The 15,901-nt window shown below is 64.3% G+C and carries 13 protein-coding genes; 6 read left to right on the forward strand and 7 right to left on the reverse strand.

Annotated elements, in window-relative coordinates; translation table 11 throughout:
* Both aceF and aceE read right to left on the reverse strand, forming a co-directional pair.
* Positions 1-1,674: a dihydrolipoyllysine-residue acetyltransferase gene (gene aceF, locus C8C95_RS21465; RefSeq protein WP_116749932.1), complete on the reverse strand. Its 1,674-nt coding sequence runs from the start codon at positions 1,672-1,674 to the stop codon at positions 1-3.
* Between the two features lie 19 nt (positions 1,675-1,693).
* Positions 1,694-4,414 carry a pyruvate dehydrogenase (acetyl-transferring), homodimeric type gene (aceE, locus tag C8C95_RS21470; RefSeq protein WP_116749933.1) on the reverse strand — a complete coding sequence of 907 codons (2,721 nt, stop codon included), beginning with the start codon at positions 4,412-4,414 and terminating at the stop codon, positions 1,694-1,696.
* Between the two features lie 167 nt (positions 4,415-4,581).
* Here aceE and C8C95_RS21475 point away from each other — a divergent pair, with 167 nt between their 5' ends.
* From C8C95_RS21475 to C8C95_RS21495, 5 genes are all read left to right on the forward strand, one after another.
* A complete protein-coding gene (locus C8C95_RS21475) occupies positions 4,582-7,143 on the forward strand; it encodes a PAS domain S-box protein (protein ID WP_056062995.1) in 2,562 nt (853 codons plus the stop codon).
* Positions 7,140-7,766, forward strand: a complete 627-nt coding sequence (locus C8C95_RS21480; RefSeq protein ID WP_007848524.1) for a response regulator transcription factor — start codon at positions 7,140-7,142, stop codon at positions 7,764-7,766. Before C8C95_RS21475 ends, C8C95_RS21480 begins: the two co-directional genes overlap by 4 nt.
* Positions 7,767-7,839: 73 nt before the next feature.
* Entirely contained in the window at positions 7,840-8,694 is an 855-nt protein-coding gene (gene folD, locus C8C95_RS21485; RefSeq protein ID WP_056062998.1) for a bifunctional methylenetetrahydrofolate dehydrogenase/methenyltetrahydrofolate cyclohydrolase FolD, read from the forward strand.
* A 69-nt stretch (positions 8,695-8,763) separates the two neighbouring features.
* On the forward strand, positions 8,764-10,809 hold the full coding sequence (locus tag C8C95_RS21490; protein WP_116749934.1) for a M3 family metallopeptidase: 2,046 nt from the start codon (positions 8,764-8,766) through the stop codon (positions 10,807-10,809).
* A 59-nt stretch (positions 10,810-10,868) separates the two neighbouring features.
* On the forward strand, positions 10,869-11,525 hold the full coding sequence (locus C8C95_RS21495; RefSeq protein WP_116749935.1) for a glutaredoxin family protein: 657 nt from the start codon (positions 10,869-10,871) through the stop codon (positions 11,523-11,525).
* 135 nt (positions 11,526-11,660) lie between these two features.
* On the opposite strand, the gene rpiA is transcribed toward C8C95_RS21495, so the two are convergent.
* Positions 11,661-12,350, reverse strand: coding sequence for a ribose-5-phosphate isomerase RpiA (rpiA, locus tag C8C95_RS21500; RefSeq protein WP_116749936.1), 690 nt, complete (start codon positions 12,348-12,350; stop codon positions 11,661-11,663).
* 36 nt (positions 12,351-12,386) lie between these two features.
* Here rpiA and C8C95_RS21505 point away from each other — a divergent pair, with 36 nt between their 5' ends.
* Complete coding sequence (locus C8C95_RS21505; protein ID WP_116749937.1) at positions 12,387-13,439, forward strand: quinone-dependent dihydroorotate dehydrogenase; 1,053 nt, start codon at positions 12,387-12,389, stop codon at positions 13,437-13,439.
* A gap of 129 nt (positions 13,440-13,568) precedes the next feature.
* Here C8C95_RS21505 and C8C95_RS21510 read toward each other — a convergent pair whose 3' ends face one another.
* The 4 genes from C8C95_RS21510 to C8C95_RS21525 all read right to left on the reverse strand — a co-directional run bounded on the left by C8C95_RS21510 (position 13,569) and on the right by C8C95_RS21525 (position 15,892).
* A complete protein-coding gene (locus C8C95_RS21510; protein WP_056745150.1) occupies positions 13,569-13,889 on the reverse strand; it encodes a hypothetical protein in 321 nt (106 codons plus the stop codon).
* 17 nt (positions 13,890-13,906) lie between these two features.
* Positions 13,907-14,302, reverse strand: a complete 396-nt coding sequence (locus C8C95_RS21515) for a phage holin family protein (RefSeq protein ID WP_099730347.1) — start codon at positions 14,300-14,302, stop codon at positions 13,907-13,909.
* A 45-nt stretch (positions 14,303-14,347) separates the two neighbouring features.
* Positions 14,348-14,650 (reverse strand): DUF883 family protein, encoded by a 303-nt coding sequence (locus C8C95_RS21520; protein WP_008904788.1) that lies wholly within the window; start codon positions 14,648-14,650, stop codon positions 14,348-14,350.
* 144 nt (positions 14,651-14,794) lie between these two features.
* On the reverse strand, positions 14,795-15,892 hold the full coding sequence (locus C8C95_RS21525) for an NAD(P)/FAD-dependent oxidoreductase (RefSeq protein ID WP_116749938.1): 1,098 nt from the start codon (positions 15,890-15,892) through the stop codon (positions 14,795-14,797).
* Between the last annotated feature and the right edge of the window lie 9 nt (positions 15,893-15,901).

Consider the following 15,901-nt stretch of genomic DNA (forward strand, 5'->3'; position numbering starts at 1 on the left):
TTACATCACGATGCGGCGGAAGTCCGCCAGCAGCGAGGCAAAGTACACGTTGAAGCGCGCAGCAGCGGCGCCGTCGATCACGCGGTGGTCCCAGCTGAGCGACAGCGGCAGCATCAGGCGCGGTGCGAACTGCTTGCCGTCCCACTTGGGCTCCAGGCTGCTCTTGCACACGCCCATGATGGCGACTTCGGGAGCGTTGATGATGGGCGTGAAGTAACGCCCGCCAATGCCGCCCAGGGAGCTGATGGAGAAGCAGCCGCCGGTCATGTCGGCCGGGCCGAGCTTGCCGTCGCGCGCCTTCTTGGCCAGGTCGCCCATCTCTTGGCTGATCTGGACGATGCCCTTCTTGTCAGCGTCGCGGATGACCGGCACAACGAGACCGTTGGGCGTGTCGGCCGCAAAGCCGATGTGGAAGTAGTTCTTCATCACCAGCTGGTCGCCGTCGAGCGAGCTGTTGAACTCGGGGAACTTCTTGAGCGCGGCCACAGCAGCCTTGATCATGAAGGCGAGCATGGTGACCTTCACGCCGCTCTTCTCGTTCTCTTTGTTGAACTGCACGCGGAAGGCTTCGAGGTCGGTGATGTCCGCGTCGTCGTGGTTGGTGACGTGCGGGATGACGACCCAGTTGCGGTGCAGGTTGGCGCCGCTGATCTTCTTGATGCGCGAGAGGTCCTTGCGCTCCACCGGGCCGAACTTGGTGAAGTCCACCTTGGGCCAGGGCAGCAGGTCCAGGCCGACGCCGGAGCCGCCGGATGCCGCAGCGGGCGCCTTGGCGGCCTGGGCCTTGGTCTGCACCGCGCCCGCCATCACCTGCTTGGTGAAGGCGGCCACGTCGTCCTGGGTGATGCGGCCCTTGGGGCCGGTGCCCTTGACTTCGTCGATGGGCACGCCCAGTTCGCGGGCGAACTTGCGCACCGAAGGCGATGCATGGGGCAGGCCTGCCGTGGGGGTGCCGGGCTGGTGGGCAGGGACAGGCACCGAGGCGGCGGGTGCTGCGGCTGCGACCGCAGGAGCGGCCGCAGCCACTGGGGCAGGTGCCGGCGCAGCGGCCGCAACCGGTGCTGCTACAGGCGCTGCAGCAGATGCCGTACCTTCAAGCAGAGCCACCAGATCACCAATGTTGACGGTGTCGCCAATCTTGACCTTGAGTTCCTTGAGCACGCCAGCGGCGGGCGACGGGATCTCCATGGAGGCCTTGTCGGATTCGACGGTGAACAGGGACTGCTCGACCTTGATGGTATCGCCGACCTTGACCAGCATCTCGATGACGGCCACGTCCTTGAAGTCCCCGATGTCGGGCACGCGCACTTCGACCGGGCCTGTGGCCGCTGGGGCTGCAGCAGCAGGAGCTGGCGCAGGTGCCGCCACGGGGGCGGGCGCGGAAGCAGCTGCGGCAGGAGCCGGTGCAGCCGCCGGAGCTGCCGCAGCGCCCGCGTCAGCGGACTCCACCACCGCAATCACCGAACCTTGCTTGACCTTGTCGCCCAACGCAATCTTGAGTTCCTTGACCACGCCTGCGTGGCTGGATGGGATCTCCATCGATGCCTTGTCCGATTCGACCGTGATGAGCGACTGCTCGGCCTTCACGGTGTCACCCACCTTGACCAGCAACTCGATCACGCCCACTTCGTCGAAGTCCCCGATGTCCGGGACTTGAATGTTGACCAATGCCATTGTTCTGTCTCCGTTCGTTTTATGCGTAGAGCGGGTTGATCTTGTCAGCATTGATGCCGTACTTGGCGATCGCCTCGGCCACCTTGGTGGCGGGCAGCACGCCGTCTTCGCTCAGCGCCTTGAGGGCGGCCACGACGATGTAGTGGCGGTTCACCTCGAAGTGCTCGCGCAGCTTGCTGCGGAAGTCGCTGCGGCCAAAACCGTCGGTGCCCAGCACCTTGTAGTTGCGGCCACCCTTGGCCGAGCTCTGCACAAACGGACGGATCTGCTCAGCATAGGCCTTCATGTAGTCCGTGGATGCGACCACGGGGCCCGTGCTGCTGCCCAGTTGCTGCGCCACGAACGGCACACGCGGGGTTTCCAGCGGGTGCAGCAGGTTCCAGCGGTCCACGTCCTGGCCTTCGCGGGTGAGTTCGTTGAAGCTCGGGCAGCTCCACACATCGGCCTGCACGCCCCAGTCGGCGGCCAGCAGGGTTTGGGCGGCCAGCGACTCGCGCAGGATGGTGCCCGAACCCAGCAGTTGCACGCGCTTGTCACCCTCGGCGCCGGGCTTGCACAGGTACATGCCCTTGATGATCTGCTCTTCCGTGCCTTCCACGAGGCCCGGCATCGGGTAGTTCTCGTTGAGCAGCGTGATGTAGTAGAAGACGTTTTCCTGCTGCTCGACCATGCGCTTGAGACCACGGTGCATGATCACCGCCACTTCGTGGGCAAAGGTGGGGTCGTAGCTCACGCAGTTGGGGATGGTGTTGGCCAGGATGTGGCTGTGACCATCTTCGTGCTGCAGGCCTTCACCGTTGAGCGTGGTACGGCCCGAGGTGCCGCCCAGCAAGAAGCCACGGGCCTGCATGTCACCTGCAGCCCAGGCCAGGTCGCCAATGCGCTGGAAGCCGAACATCGAGTAGTACACGTAGAACGGCACCATGATGCGGTTGTTGGTGCTGTAGCTGGTGGCGGCAGCAATCCAGCTGGCCATGCCGCCGGCTTCGTTGATGCCTTCCTGCAGGATCTGGCCAGCCTTGTCTTCCTTGTAGTACATCACCTGGTCGCGATCGACGGGGGTGTACAGCTGGCCCTTGGGGTTGTAGATGCCGATCTGGCGGAACAGGCCTTCCATGCCGAAGGTGCGGGCCTCATCCACCAGGATGGGCACCACACGCGGCCCCAGGGCCTGGTCGCGCAGCAGCTGCGTGATAAAGCGCACGTAGGCCTGGGTGGTGGAGATTTCACGGCCTTCGGCCGTGGGCTCCAGGATGGCCTTGAAGGTCTCGATGGCGGGCACGGTGAAGTGCTCGTCCGCCTTGGGACGACGCTTGGGGAGGTAGCCACCCAGGGCCTTGCGGCGCTCGTGCAGGTACTGCATCTCCGGGGTGTCATCGGCCGGTTTGTAGTACGGAATGTCAGCCAGCTGGCTGTCCGGGATCGGGATGTTGAAGCGGTCGCGGATGTACTTGATGTCGTCGTCCGACAGCTTCTTGGTCTGGTGCACGGTGTTCTTGCCTTCACCGGCCTTGCCCATACCATAACCCTTGACGGTCTTGACCAGCAGCACGGTGGGCTGGTTCTTGTGCTCATTGGCAGCGTGGAAGGCGGCATACACCTTGGCGGGCTCGTGGCCGCCACGGCGCAGCTCGAAAACCTCTTCGTCGGTCATGTGCTCGACGAGCTTGAGCGTCTCGGGGTACTTGCCGAAGAAGTTCTTGCGCACGAAGGCGCCGTCGTTGGCCTTCATGGCCTGGTAGTCGCCGTCCAGCGTTTCCATCATCAGCTGCTTGAGCTTGCCGGTCTTGTCGCGGGCCAGCAAGGCATCCCAGCCATTGCCCCACAGCAGCTTGATCACGTTCCAGCCCGCGCCGCGGAACTCGCCTTCGAGTTCTTGCACGATCTTGCCGTTGCCCCGCACCGGGCCGTCCAGGCGCTGCAGGTTGCAGTTGATCACAAAGACCAGGTTGTCGAGGTTTTCGCGCGCGGCCAGGCCGATGGCGCCCAGGGATTCGGGTTCGTCCATTTCACCGTCACCGCAGAACACCCACACCTTGCGGTTTTCGGTGTTGGCAATGCCACGGGCGTGCAGGTACTTGAGGAAGCGGGCCTGATAGATGGCCATCAATGGCCCCAGGCCCATGGACACCGTAGGGAACTGCCAGAACTCGGGCATCAGCTTGGGGTGCGGGTAGCTGGACAGGCCCTTGCCGTCCACTTCCTGGCGGAAGCTGTCGAGCTGCTCTTCGCTCAGGCGGCCCTCGAGATAGGCGCGCGCATAGATGCCGGGGGCGCTGTGGCCCTGGATGTACAGCAGGTCACCGCCGTGGTCTTCGCTGGCGGCATGCCAGAAGTGGTTGAAGCCCGCACCGAACATGCTGGCCACCGAAGCAAACGACCCAATGTGACCGCCCAGGTCGCCGCCGTCGGCAGGGTTCAGGCGGTTGGCACGCACCACCATGGCCATGGCGTTCCAGCGCATGTAGGCGCGCAGGCGCTTTTCGATGGCGATGTTGCCAGGGCAGTGCGCCTCTTTTTCCGGCTCGATGGTGTTGACGTAACCCGTGTTGGCAGAAAACGGCAGGTCGATGCTGCTCTGGCGGGCGTGTTCAAGAAGTTGTTCCAACAGGAAGTGGGCGCGCTCTGGGCCCTCCTTGTCGATCACGGCGGACAGCGCGTCCATCCATTCACGGGTTTCTTGCTGGTCGGTATCGGAACCGATGCCGAAACCGGCCTGAGGGTCGGGCTGAGCTGACATGCTTTGTCTCCTGTAGGTGTGGCAGCAATTTAGTACGTTGGCTCTAGTTTCGCATATTTTTTCGTAATTTCAAATGGTGCCTATTCATTTCATATTGCAATAATTTGCTGCAGGCGCACATGATGCGGAAGGCCTGAGCGCTCCCGGGGCTCCTCTACACTCCCTACATGGATTCGATGCCCACCACCCCCTCCCCCACGGCCACGACCGTGGCAGCGCCGATACGCTGGTGGCGCAAGTGGTGGCGCGGCTTGTCGCCCACCCGGCAAGACCGTTTTGCCGCACTCGCCCCCCTCGCGGCAGTGCTGATGTTCCTGGCGGCCATCGTTGCGGCGTTCTGGTACCTGCGCGCCGAAGAAGCAGAGCGCGAACAAGAAGCCCTACGGCGCGACGTGGAATACGCCCAGCAGCGCGTACGCCTGCGCCTGCTGGAGCGGCAAGAGCAACTCATGCGCATCGCACGCGATGTGTCCAACCAGGACCTGGGCAAGGCGGAGTTCATCAGCCGCGCGGAGGCACTGATCAGCCAGTACCCTGAGCTGCAGGCCATCACCTGGATTGACGACCGCCGACGCATCCGCGCAAGCCAGGCCGCCCCGACACTGGCCAGTGGTGAGTTGCGCATCGCAGGCGAAGTCCTCAAGCCCGGGGATACCGCCGACACCTTTGGCCTGGCGCGGGACCTGCAGCAACCGGTGTACGCGCAGCCGGCCGCCACGTCGGGCGATGCGACCCCACTGCTGCAGTTGCAGGTACCGCTCAATAACCAGGGCAAGTTCAGCGGCGTGGTGCTGGGTGAATATTCCATCGACAGCCTGCTGCGCTACGGCACCCCCACCGAAGTGCTGGCGCGCTACGCGGTGACGCTGCTCGACAGCAAGAACCAGGTGCTGGCGGGCACGCCGCTGGGCCCGCGCAACAAGGCCACGCAGTTGCTCCCCTGGACGCCCAAGGCCAACGAGTACGAGGTACCGGTCTCCCCCGTCGGCAACGGTCTGGTGCTGCGCGCTCAGGCCTACCGCACGTCGCTTGGCGTGGTGGGCAGCGGGCTGTTCTGGCTGGTGGGCACGCTGAGCGCGATGACAGCCTGGATGCTGATCGCCACCTGGCGCCACACCCGTCGCCGAATGCAGGCGCAAGAGGCCCTGGTGGCCGAGACCAACTTTCGCCGGGCGATGGAAAACTCCATCCTCACCGGCATGCGCGCCCTGGACATGGAAGGCCGCATCAGCTATGTAAATGCCGCCTTTTGCCAGATGACGGGCTGGAGTGCCGAAGAGCTGGTGGGCCTGAAAGCCCCCTTCCCCTACTGGCCCGAGGCCGATCACGAAACCCTGCAGGCCAAGCTGCGCGACGAACTGCGCGGCAACACCATGGCAGGCGGCTTTCAGGTGCGTGTCAAGCGCAAGAGCGGAACGCTGTTCGACGCCCGGCTCTATGTGTCTCCGCTGATCGACGCCCATGGCCAGCAGACAGGCTGGATGACGTCGATGACCGACATCACCGAGCCCAACCGCATTCGCGAACAGCTGTCGGCGTCACACGAACGCTTCACCATCGTGCTGGAATCGCTGGACGCCTCGGTGTCGGTGGCCCCCCTGGGTAGCGAAGAGCTGCTGTTTGCCAACAAGCTCTACCGCCAGTGGTTCGGGTCGCAAACCGGCGGGCACCTGCAACTGGTGGCGCAGGCAGGCGTGGTGCCGATTGCGGGCAAGGAGCAAAGTGGCATGGACGATGAGGACGGCCTGATGGGCCTGCCCACCGACACGCTGACCAGCGCCCGCAGTGAAAACGCCGAGATCTACCTGCCCGACCTGGGCAAGTGGCTGGAAGTGCGCTCGCGCTATCTGAACTGGGTGGACGGCCGCCTGGCCCAGATGGTGATTGCCACGGACATCACCCCCCGCCGCCTGGCTGAAGAGCAGGCCCAGCGGCAGGCCGAGCGCGCGCAGTCGGTCAGCCGCCTCATCACCATGGGCGAGATGGCGTCCAGCGTGGCGCACGAGCTCAACCAGCCGCTCACCGCCATCAACAACTACTGCAGCGGCATGGTTTCGCGCATCCAGAGCGGCCAGCTCACCGAAGAGGCCCTGCTCACCGCCCTGCAAAAGACAGCCCACCAGGCGCAGCGCGCAGGCCAGATCATCCAGCGGATCCGCTCGTTCGTGAAAAAGAGCGAGCCCAACCGCACACTGGCCGATGTGCATTCGATGGTCAACGAAGCCGTCGAGCTGGCCGACATCGAACTGCGCCGGCACAACGTGCGCCTGACGCACTACGTCGCCGCGCGCCTGCCGCAAGTGATGGCCGACACCATCCTGATCGAGCAGGTGCTCGTCAACCTGATGAAGAACGGCGCCGAGGCCATCCAGCACGCCGACCGCCCCGCCCCCAACCGCAGCGTGGAGCTGCGCGTGGTGCCCAAGCAGATCGATGACCGCCAGGTGGTCGAGTTCTCGGTGCAGGACACCGGCAAGGGGCTGGCCCCCGAAGTGCTGGAGCGCCTGTTCGAGGCATTCTTCTCTACCAAGCAGGAAGGCATGGGCATGGGCCTCAATCTGTGCCGCAGCATCGTCGAGTCCCACCAGGGCCGGATGCAGGCGGAGAACCTCTACAATGGCTCGGAGGTTACAGGCTGCAGGTTCTCCTTCTGGCTGCCGCTTGCCAAGCCTGCTGATGCCACTACAAATTCTGTAGCAAACGAACAAAACCCAAGGACTGTTGCATGAGCTTGATTCCGAAAAAAGGCACTGTTTACGTTGTGGACGACGACGAAGCAGTTCGCGATTCCCTGCAGTGGCTGCTGGAAGGCAAGGACTACCGGGTGCGTTGCTTTGATTCGGCCGAGACGTTTCTCTCACGCTACGATCCACGCGAGGTGGCCTGCCTGATCGTGGACATCCGCATGGGCGGCATGACCGGACTGGAACTGCAGGATCGCCTCATTGAGCGCAAATCGCCGCTGCCCATCGTGTTCATCACCGGCCACGGCGACGTGCCTATGGCCGTGAACACCATGAAGAAAGGTGCGCTGGACTTCATCCAGAAGCCTTTTGACGAAGAAGAGCTGGTGGGCCTGGTCGAGCGCATGCTGGACCACGCCCGCGAAGCCTTCGCGGGCTACCAGCAGGCCGCCAGCCGCGACGCCCTGCTGTCCAAGCTCACCAGCCGCGAGGCGCAAGTGCTCGAACGCATCGTGGCCGGTCGCCTGAACAAGCAGATCGCTGACGACCTGGGCATCAGCATCAAGACGGTGGAGGCACACCGCGCCAACATCATGGAAAAGCTCAACGCCAACACGGTGGCCGATCTGCTGAAGATCGCTCTGGGGCAGAACGCGCCCAAGGGCTGATCGCTCCCATTTTGATAGCTACCAGCGCATATTGCACTAGCGCTACCAGCCATTTTGACTTGTATCTTCTGACATGACAGCCCAACTCATCGACGGCAACGCCCTTTCCCGCCAACTTCGCAGCGAGGTGGCGCAACGCGCTGCCGCCCTCACCGCCCGTGGCCACCAGCCTGGCCTGGCGGTGATTCTGGTGGGCGAAGACCCAGCCTCGGCCGTGTATGTGCGCAACAAGGTCAAGGCCTGCGAGGACAGCGGCGTGCGCTCCATCTTTGAAAAGTACGACGCCGATCTGAGCGAGGCTGCGCTGCTGGCACGCATCGAAGCCCTCAATGCCGACCCCACGGTGCACGGCATCCTGGTGCAGATGCCCCTGCCCAAGCACATTGACCCGCACAAGGTCATCGAGGCCATTGCCACCTCCAAGGATGTGGATGGCTACTCGGTGCTGTCGGCTGGCGAACTCATGGCCGGGCTGGACGGTTTCCGCCCCTGCACGCCCTACGGCAGCATGAAGCTCATCGAGTCCACGGGCCAGTCGATCAAGGGCAAACATGCCGTGGTCATCGGGCGCAGCAACACCGTGGGCAAGCCCATGGCCCTGCTGCTGCTGCAGGCCAACGCCACGGTCACCGTCACCCACAGCGGCACCCCCGACCTGGGCTACCACACCCGCCAGGCAGACATCGTGGTGGCTGCGGTCGGCCGCGCCAACACGCTCACCGCCGACATGGTCAAGCCCGGTGCCATCGTGATCGACGTGGGCATCAACCGCAAGGCCGATGGCAAACTGTGTGGCGATGTGGACTTTGAGGGCGTCAAAGAGGTGGCGGGCTGGATCACCCCCGTCCCTGGCGGGGTTGGACCCATGACCATTACCATGCTGCTGGTGAACACCATCGAAGCCGCCGAGCGGGCTGCCGCGCGCTGACCGCGCCCGGGGAAGACGCCAGCCGCTTTGCAACTTGAACCTGCGCCGCCTGGCGCCATCTAATCCCGCATGAGCAACGCCCTTCTCGACTTCTCCGACCTCCCCGCCTTTGACCGCATCACCCCACAGGACGTAGCCCCTGCGGTTGATGTGCTGCTGGAGCGTGCCAATCAGGCTCTGGAGACCGTCACGGCGCCCGACTTCCCTGCCCGCTGGGATGCCATCGCCAAGGTGCTGGATGTAGCCACCGAACAGCTCGGCCGCGCCTGGGGGGCTGTCAGCCACCTCAACAGCGTTGCCGACACACCGGAACTGCGCGCGGCCTACAACGCCGCCCTGCCCCGCGTCACGGAGTTCTGGACCCGCCTGGGCGCTGACGAACGCCTCTATGCCAAGTACAAGGCCATCGACCCCGCCACCCTGACGCCCGAGCAGCGCCAAGCCCACCGCAACGCAGTGCGCAACTTCGTGCTCAGCGGCGCTGAGCTGACCGGGGCGGCCAAAGAGCGCTTCGCCCAGATCCAGGAACGCCAGGCCGAGCTGAGCCAGAAGTTCAGCGAAAACGCGCTGGACGCCACCGATGCCTTTGCCTACTACGCCACCGCTGAGGAACTGGACGGTGTACCGGCCGATGTGCAGCAAGCCGCTTTGGCGGCCGCACAGGCGGACGGGAAGCCCGGCTACAAGCTCACCCTGAAAATGCCTTGCTACCTGCCGGTGATGCAGTTTGCCACCCGCAGCGACCTGCGCGCCAAGCTATACCGCGCCTATGTCACCCGTGCCTCGGACCAGGCCGAAGGCGAAGGCCAGAAATTCGACAACACCGCGCTGATTGGCGAAATCCTGGCCTTGCGCCGAGAAGAAGCCCAGCTGCTGGGCTACGCCAACTTTGGTGAAGTCTCCGTGGTGCCCAAGATGGCCCAGTCGCCCGCCGAGGTTGTCCAGTTCTTGCGTGATCTCGCCCGCCGCGCCCGGCCCTATGCCGAAAAGGACGTGGCCGACCTGCGCGCCTTTGCGGCCGAACACCTGGGGCTGACCGATCCGCAGCCCTGGGACTGGCCCTACATCTCTGAAAAGCTCAAGGAAGCCCGCTACGCCTTCAGCGAGCAGGAGCTCAAGGCGTACTTCACGGCACCCAAGGTATTGGCAGGCCTGTTCAAGATCATTGAGACGCTGTTTGAAGTGTCCATCCGCCGCGACACGGCACCGGTGTGGCACCCTGCGGTGGAGTTCTATCGCATCGAACGCAACGGCCAGCTGGTGGGCCAGTTCTACCTCGACCAGCCCGCCCGCACCGGCAAGCGGGGCGGCGCCTGGATGGATGACGTGCGCACGCGCTGGCAGCGCCCCGACACCGGGGTGCTGCAAACGCCGATTGCCCACCTCGTCTGCAACTTCGCGGACGGCGTGGACGGCAAGCCGCCACTGTTGACCCATGACGACGTGATCACGCTGTTCCATGAATTTGGCCATGGACTGCATCACATGCTGACCCAGGTGAACGAACGCGATGTTTCTGGCATTGGCGGCGTCGAATGGGACGCCGTGGAGCTGCCCAGCCAGTTCATGGAAAACTTCTGCTGGGAATGGGATGTGCTCAGACACATGACGGCCCACGTGGACACCGGCGAGCCGCTGCCGCGCACGCTGTTTGACAAGATGATCGCCGCCAAGAACTTCCAGAGCGGCATGCAGACCCTGCGCCAGATCGAGTTTGCCTTGTTCGACATGCTGCTGCACACCGAACACGACCCGGCCCAGGACTTCATGCCCCTGCTGACCCAGGTGCGCCAGGAAGTGGCCGTGCTGCAGCCGCCCGCGTTCAGCCGCACGGCCCACACCTTCAGCCACATCTTTGCCGGCGGCTATGCAGCGGGGTACTACAGCTACAAATGGGCCGAGGTACTCAGCGCCGACGCCTACGCCGCCTTTGAAGAAACCGCTGGTACCGACGGCTTGCCCAGCACCGAAACCGGGAGACGCTACCGTGAGGCCATCCTGGAAGCGGGTGGCAGCCGCCCCGCCATGGAGTCCTTCAAGGCTTTCCGTGGCCGTGAGCCCAGTCTGGATGCCCTGCTGCGCCACCAGGGCATGGCGGAAGAACTGACCGCCTGAGTGCGGTCTGTCGCCTGGCCTCTAAAAACCACAGCCCCACAAGAATGAGGAGAACCCGCATGCCCCGTACTACGTTCGCTCCTGCCGCTGCCTCCTTGTTGATGGCCCTCGCCTCAGTGGGGGCCCAGGCGCAGAATGTCTATCGCATTGTCGGGCCCGACGGCAAGGTGACTTTTTCAGACCGCCCTCCGGCCGAAACCACTGCACCGCCCGCGCGCAGCCCTGCAGCCCCGGCTGCCGCGACCGCAAGCCCAGCAGCGGCCAATGGAGCGTTGCCTTTCGAACTGCGCCAGGTGGCCAACCGGTACCCGGTGACCATCTACACCGGCAATGACTGCGCACCCTGCGGAAGCTTGCGCAACATGCTGACATCACGCGGTGTGCCGTACACCGAGCGCACAGTGGCCAGCAATGAGGACATTGCCGCACTGCAACGCCTGAGTGGCAGCACCAGCCTGCCTTTTGGCACCATTGGCGGCCAGCAACTGGTGGGCTTTTCAGACGCGGAGTGGATCCAATACCTCGACGCAGCGGGCTACCCCAAACAATCCCAGTTGCCCAGCAACTACCGCCAGCCAGTGCCCACCCCGCTGGTTGCGGCCAAGCCGGTGGAGTCCGCACCCGCCGCTGAACCGAAAGCGCCGGCACGGCCCGCGCTCCCTCCACCGGTCAATGACGGCCCAACACCAAGCAATCCCGCCGGTATCCGGTTCTGACACTCTGTGACGTAGCCGCCTCCAGGCGGCTGGTCCTTCTATTCACATCCACCCAACATAAAAGGGGCCTCCAGAGGCCCCTTTTGTATTGGTGAACTATGGGGGTGGGCTTGTCACCCACCCAACCACCATTCCTCAATAGGTGATGGTCTTCACGCCCTGCGCCGTACCCAGCAGGCACACGGATGCCTTCTGGTGGGCAAACACACCCACGGTCACCACGCCAGGCCATTGGTTGATCTCTGACTCGAACGCCAGCGGGTCGGTGATGGACAAGCCCTTCACGTCCAGAATGTGCTGGCCGTTGTCAGTCACCAGGGGCTGTCCGTCCTTGAGTCGCAAGCTGGCCTGTCCACCCATGGCGGTAAAACGGCGCGCAATGTGATTGGCAGCCATCGGGATCACCTCCACCGGCAACGGGAACTGGCCCAGGGCCTTCACCAACTTGGATTCGTCGGCAATACACACAAAGCGCTCGGCCAATGCTGCCACGATCTTCTCGCGTGTCAGTGCCGCGCCGCCACCCTTGACCATGTAACCCTGGCCGTCGATCTCGTCCGCGCCGTCGATATAGACGGAGAGCGATGGGACCTCATTGGCATCGAACACGGCAATACCCAGTGCCTTCAGGCGCTCAGTGCTGGCAACGGAGCTGGAGACAGCGCCCTTGATCTGGTCCTTCATGCCCGCCAGGGCGTCAATGAACTTGTTGACGGTGGAGCCGGTGCCCACCCCCACAATCTCGCCAGGCACCACGTATTGCAGCGCGGCTTGGCCTACCAGGGTCTTGAGTTCGTCTTGGGTCAGGGGAGTGGTGGTCGTCATGGGAGAAAATCAGGGGTAATCCTGAATTATCTCCCCATGTCCCTGATCCCCTACGCCCTCACCCGCCCCTTTCTCTTCGGCCTGGATGCCGAAGCCGCCCACGAACTCACCATGGACATGCTGGCGCGCGGGCAGCGCACGCCGCTGCAATGGGCCTGGTGCAACGAAACTGTGAACGACCCCATCACCCTGGCGGGGCTGAAGTTTCCCAACCGCGTGGGCATGGCGGCGGGCCTGGACAAGAATGCGCGCTGCATTGACGCGCTGGGCGCCATGGGTTTCGGTTTTGTCGAAGTGGGCACCGTGACCCCCAAAGCGCAGCCGGGCAACCCCAAGCCGCGCATGTTTCGCCTGCCCGAGGCCCGCGCACTCATCAACCGCCTGGGCTTCAACAACGAAGGCCTGGATGCCTTCCTGCGCAATGTGCAGCAGGCGCAGTTTCGCAAGCAGAACCGTCAGCACCCCATGCTGCTCGGTCTCAACATCGGCAAGAACGCCACCACCCCCATCGAGAACGCCACCAGCGACTACCTGATCTGCCTGGAGGGCGTATACCCCCATGCCGACTACGTGACGGTCAACATCAGCTCACCCAACACCCAGAACCTGCGCGCCTTGCAAAGCGATGCCGCACTGGATGCACTGCTGGGAGCGATTGCCGAGCGCCGTGAGGCGCTGGCCACCCAGCACCAGCGGCGCGTGCCGGTTTTTGTGAAGATTGCACCGGACCTGGATGAAGCCCAGGTGGCAGTGATCGCCGCGACGCTGCAGCGCCACGGCATGGACGGTGTGATTGCCACCAACACGACCATCAGCCGCGCTGCGGTGCAGGGCATGCGCCACGCGGAAGAGACGGGGGGGTTGAGTGGCACTCCGGTGCTGGAAGCCAGCAACCAGGTCATTCGGCAGCTGCGCGCAACCTTGGGCAGCGGATTCCCCATCATTGGTGTTGGCGGCATCATGAGCGCCGACGACGCAGTGAGCAAGATTCGCGCAGGGGCAGACGTGGTGCAGATCTACACCGGCCTGATTTATGAAGGCCCTGCGCTGGTTGTGAAGGCCGCCAAGGCCATCAAGGCCTTGCGCTGACCCCTCGGGCGACAGACGCTCGACCGCATGGCTCCATAAGAAAACGGAGCCTCTGGCAACAGGGCTCCGTTTCAGTTTTCGGCGTGGGTTTGAGCAGCGGAACGCCGCCCTCCGCAACCCCACCAGTCGTCAGCGCCGCAAGCGCATCAGCATCGGCAGGACAATGCCCGCCCACCGGATCAACCTGCGCGGGCCGGCCACCAGAGCGACACCGGCCATGGCTGCCACCGCCAGCGGGTGTTCGCGCGCGAACCCGGCGGCTCGCAGCGCCAGCGAGGCATCTCCACCGCCCGTGGCGCCTCCGGCTTGCTCCGCGAGCGCGCGGGCCTGGGCCCGGGCCACGCGGCGGGCACGCAGCCGCTCGCGCTGCAGTTCAATTCGGTCAAGCACGCGCTGCTGCTCCGGCGTAGCCACCAGCCTTACCGTGGGCGCAGTCTGCGGTGTACCAATGGTGGGGTGGGGGGTGCTCACAAGCGCTCCTTGATGTCACGCCAGTCCTGGGCCAACTCTCGCCGCGTCAGCGCAAAGCCGCTGCCCGCGCGCTGCGCCACAGACACCAACGACACCGTGGCGGCGGCCCAGCCTGCAGCCCATACGGCAGCCACCAGCCACGCCACCAGCGTGCGTTGCGGGGAGTCCCAAAAGTGCACCAGCACCGCCAGCGACACCATGATCAGGGCCACCACCGTGAGCCCAACGACCAGAATGGTCAGCACCAGCAGTTGTTGCAGCCGCTGCTTGAGGTCCGCCCATTCCAGGCGGGCCAGATCCATCCGGTCTTCGGCGGCGATGGCGCCCTCGATCAGGTTGGCACGCCAGCGGGCGGCCAACCCTTCCAGACCCAGCAGCGAGAGCCAATTCATGTCTTGTTGCCTCTGTGGCGTGCCGTCATGGGAGGACAGCGACGATCAGCGGCGTGCAAGCAGAAAGCCAACCAGCGCGCCCACGGCCAATGCGGCACCCGCCACACGCCAAGGTTCGTCATGGGCGTAGCGGTCGGCTGCCAAAGCGGCTTCCTTCGCTTGGCGGGCGGCGTCCTGAGCGGCGCGCACAGCGGACTCACGCACGTTGTGCATGCCATCGTCCAGGCGCTGGCGCAGCAGCTTGATTTCAGGCACTGCGTCCAGGTCCTTGTTGGCCAACAGCCCCCGCAGATCGGAAACCAGCTTTTCCAGTTCGCCCTGGGTGGTCGTGGTGTCAGAAGCAGTCATACAAGCCTTTCTGTGTAGTGCCAAAAGTGATGGAAAACCCCGCACGCGAACGTTGGGACTGAAGTTCATCTTAGCCATCCGCGCAGAAACCCCTCGTAGGACGGGGACGCAAGAGGTTACTGATTGCAAATGGCTTGCTGCAGATCAAACCAGCGCAGCCACATGCTCCGCAATGGCCAGGGCACTTGTCAAGCCGGGCGACTCGATGCCAAAGAGGTTGACCAGCCCGGCTACCCCATGGACAGCAGACCCTTGAATGACGAAGTCGGCAGCGGGTGCACTGGGCCCGTGGATCTTGGGGCGCATGCCCGCGTAGCCCGCCGCCAGAGCGCCGCCTGGCAAGCCCGGCCAATATTTGCGCACCTCGGCATAGAAGGCATCGCCGCGCGCGGGGTCCACCTGCAGATCGTCGGGCGAGTCCACCCATTGCACGTCCGGGCCAAACTTGGCCTGGCCGCCAAGGTCCAGCGTGAGGTGTACACCCAGCCCAGCCGCCTCGGGCACCGGGTAAATCAGTCGGCTGAACGGTGCCTTGCCAGACAACGTGAAATAGTTGCCCTTGGCGTAGCAAGCGGTGGGCACATGCTGCAGGGCCAGCCCGGCGAATCGCGCAGCCAGCGCGGGGGCGTGCAACCCGGCGGCGTTGACCACGGTGCGTGCGCGGAGGCGTGTACCATCCACCGCTTCCAAATCAATAGCATCAGAGCCAATAGATGCTAGCGCCAGCGGCGAATTTAGCGCTACAACACCACCCGCATGCTCCAGATCGCCCTGCAGCGCCAGCATGAGCGCATGGCTATCGACGATGCCGGTGCTGGGCGAGTGCAAGGCACCAACGCAGGCCAGCGCGGGCTCCATCTCCAGGGCTTCTTCGCGGCTGAGGCGTTGCAGGTCCAGCACTCCGTTGGCACGGGCCCGCACCTGGATACCTTCCAGGCTGTCCAGCTGGGCGGCAGAGGTGGCCACCAGCAGCTTGCCGCAGCGGCGGTGGGGCACACCGCGCTCCGTGCAGTAGGCGTAAAGCAATTCCTTGCCCCGCACGCACAGCCTGGCCTTGAGCGAACCTGCGGGGTAATACAGCCCGGCATGAATCACCTCGCTGTTGCGCGAACTGGTGCCAGTGCCGATCGCGTCCGCTGCCTCCAGCACCATCACCTCCCGCCCCTGGAGCGCCAGTGCACGGGCCACCGCCAGACCCACCACGCCCGCGCCCACCACCACACAATCCACCGTATCGATCATCAGTGCGTC

The sequence above is a fragment of the Acidovorax sp. 99 genome, from assembly GCF_003096455.1.
GTDB lineage: Bacteria > Pseudomonadota > Gammaproteobacteria > Burkholderiales > Burkholderiaceae_C > Acidovorax > Acidovorax delafieldii.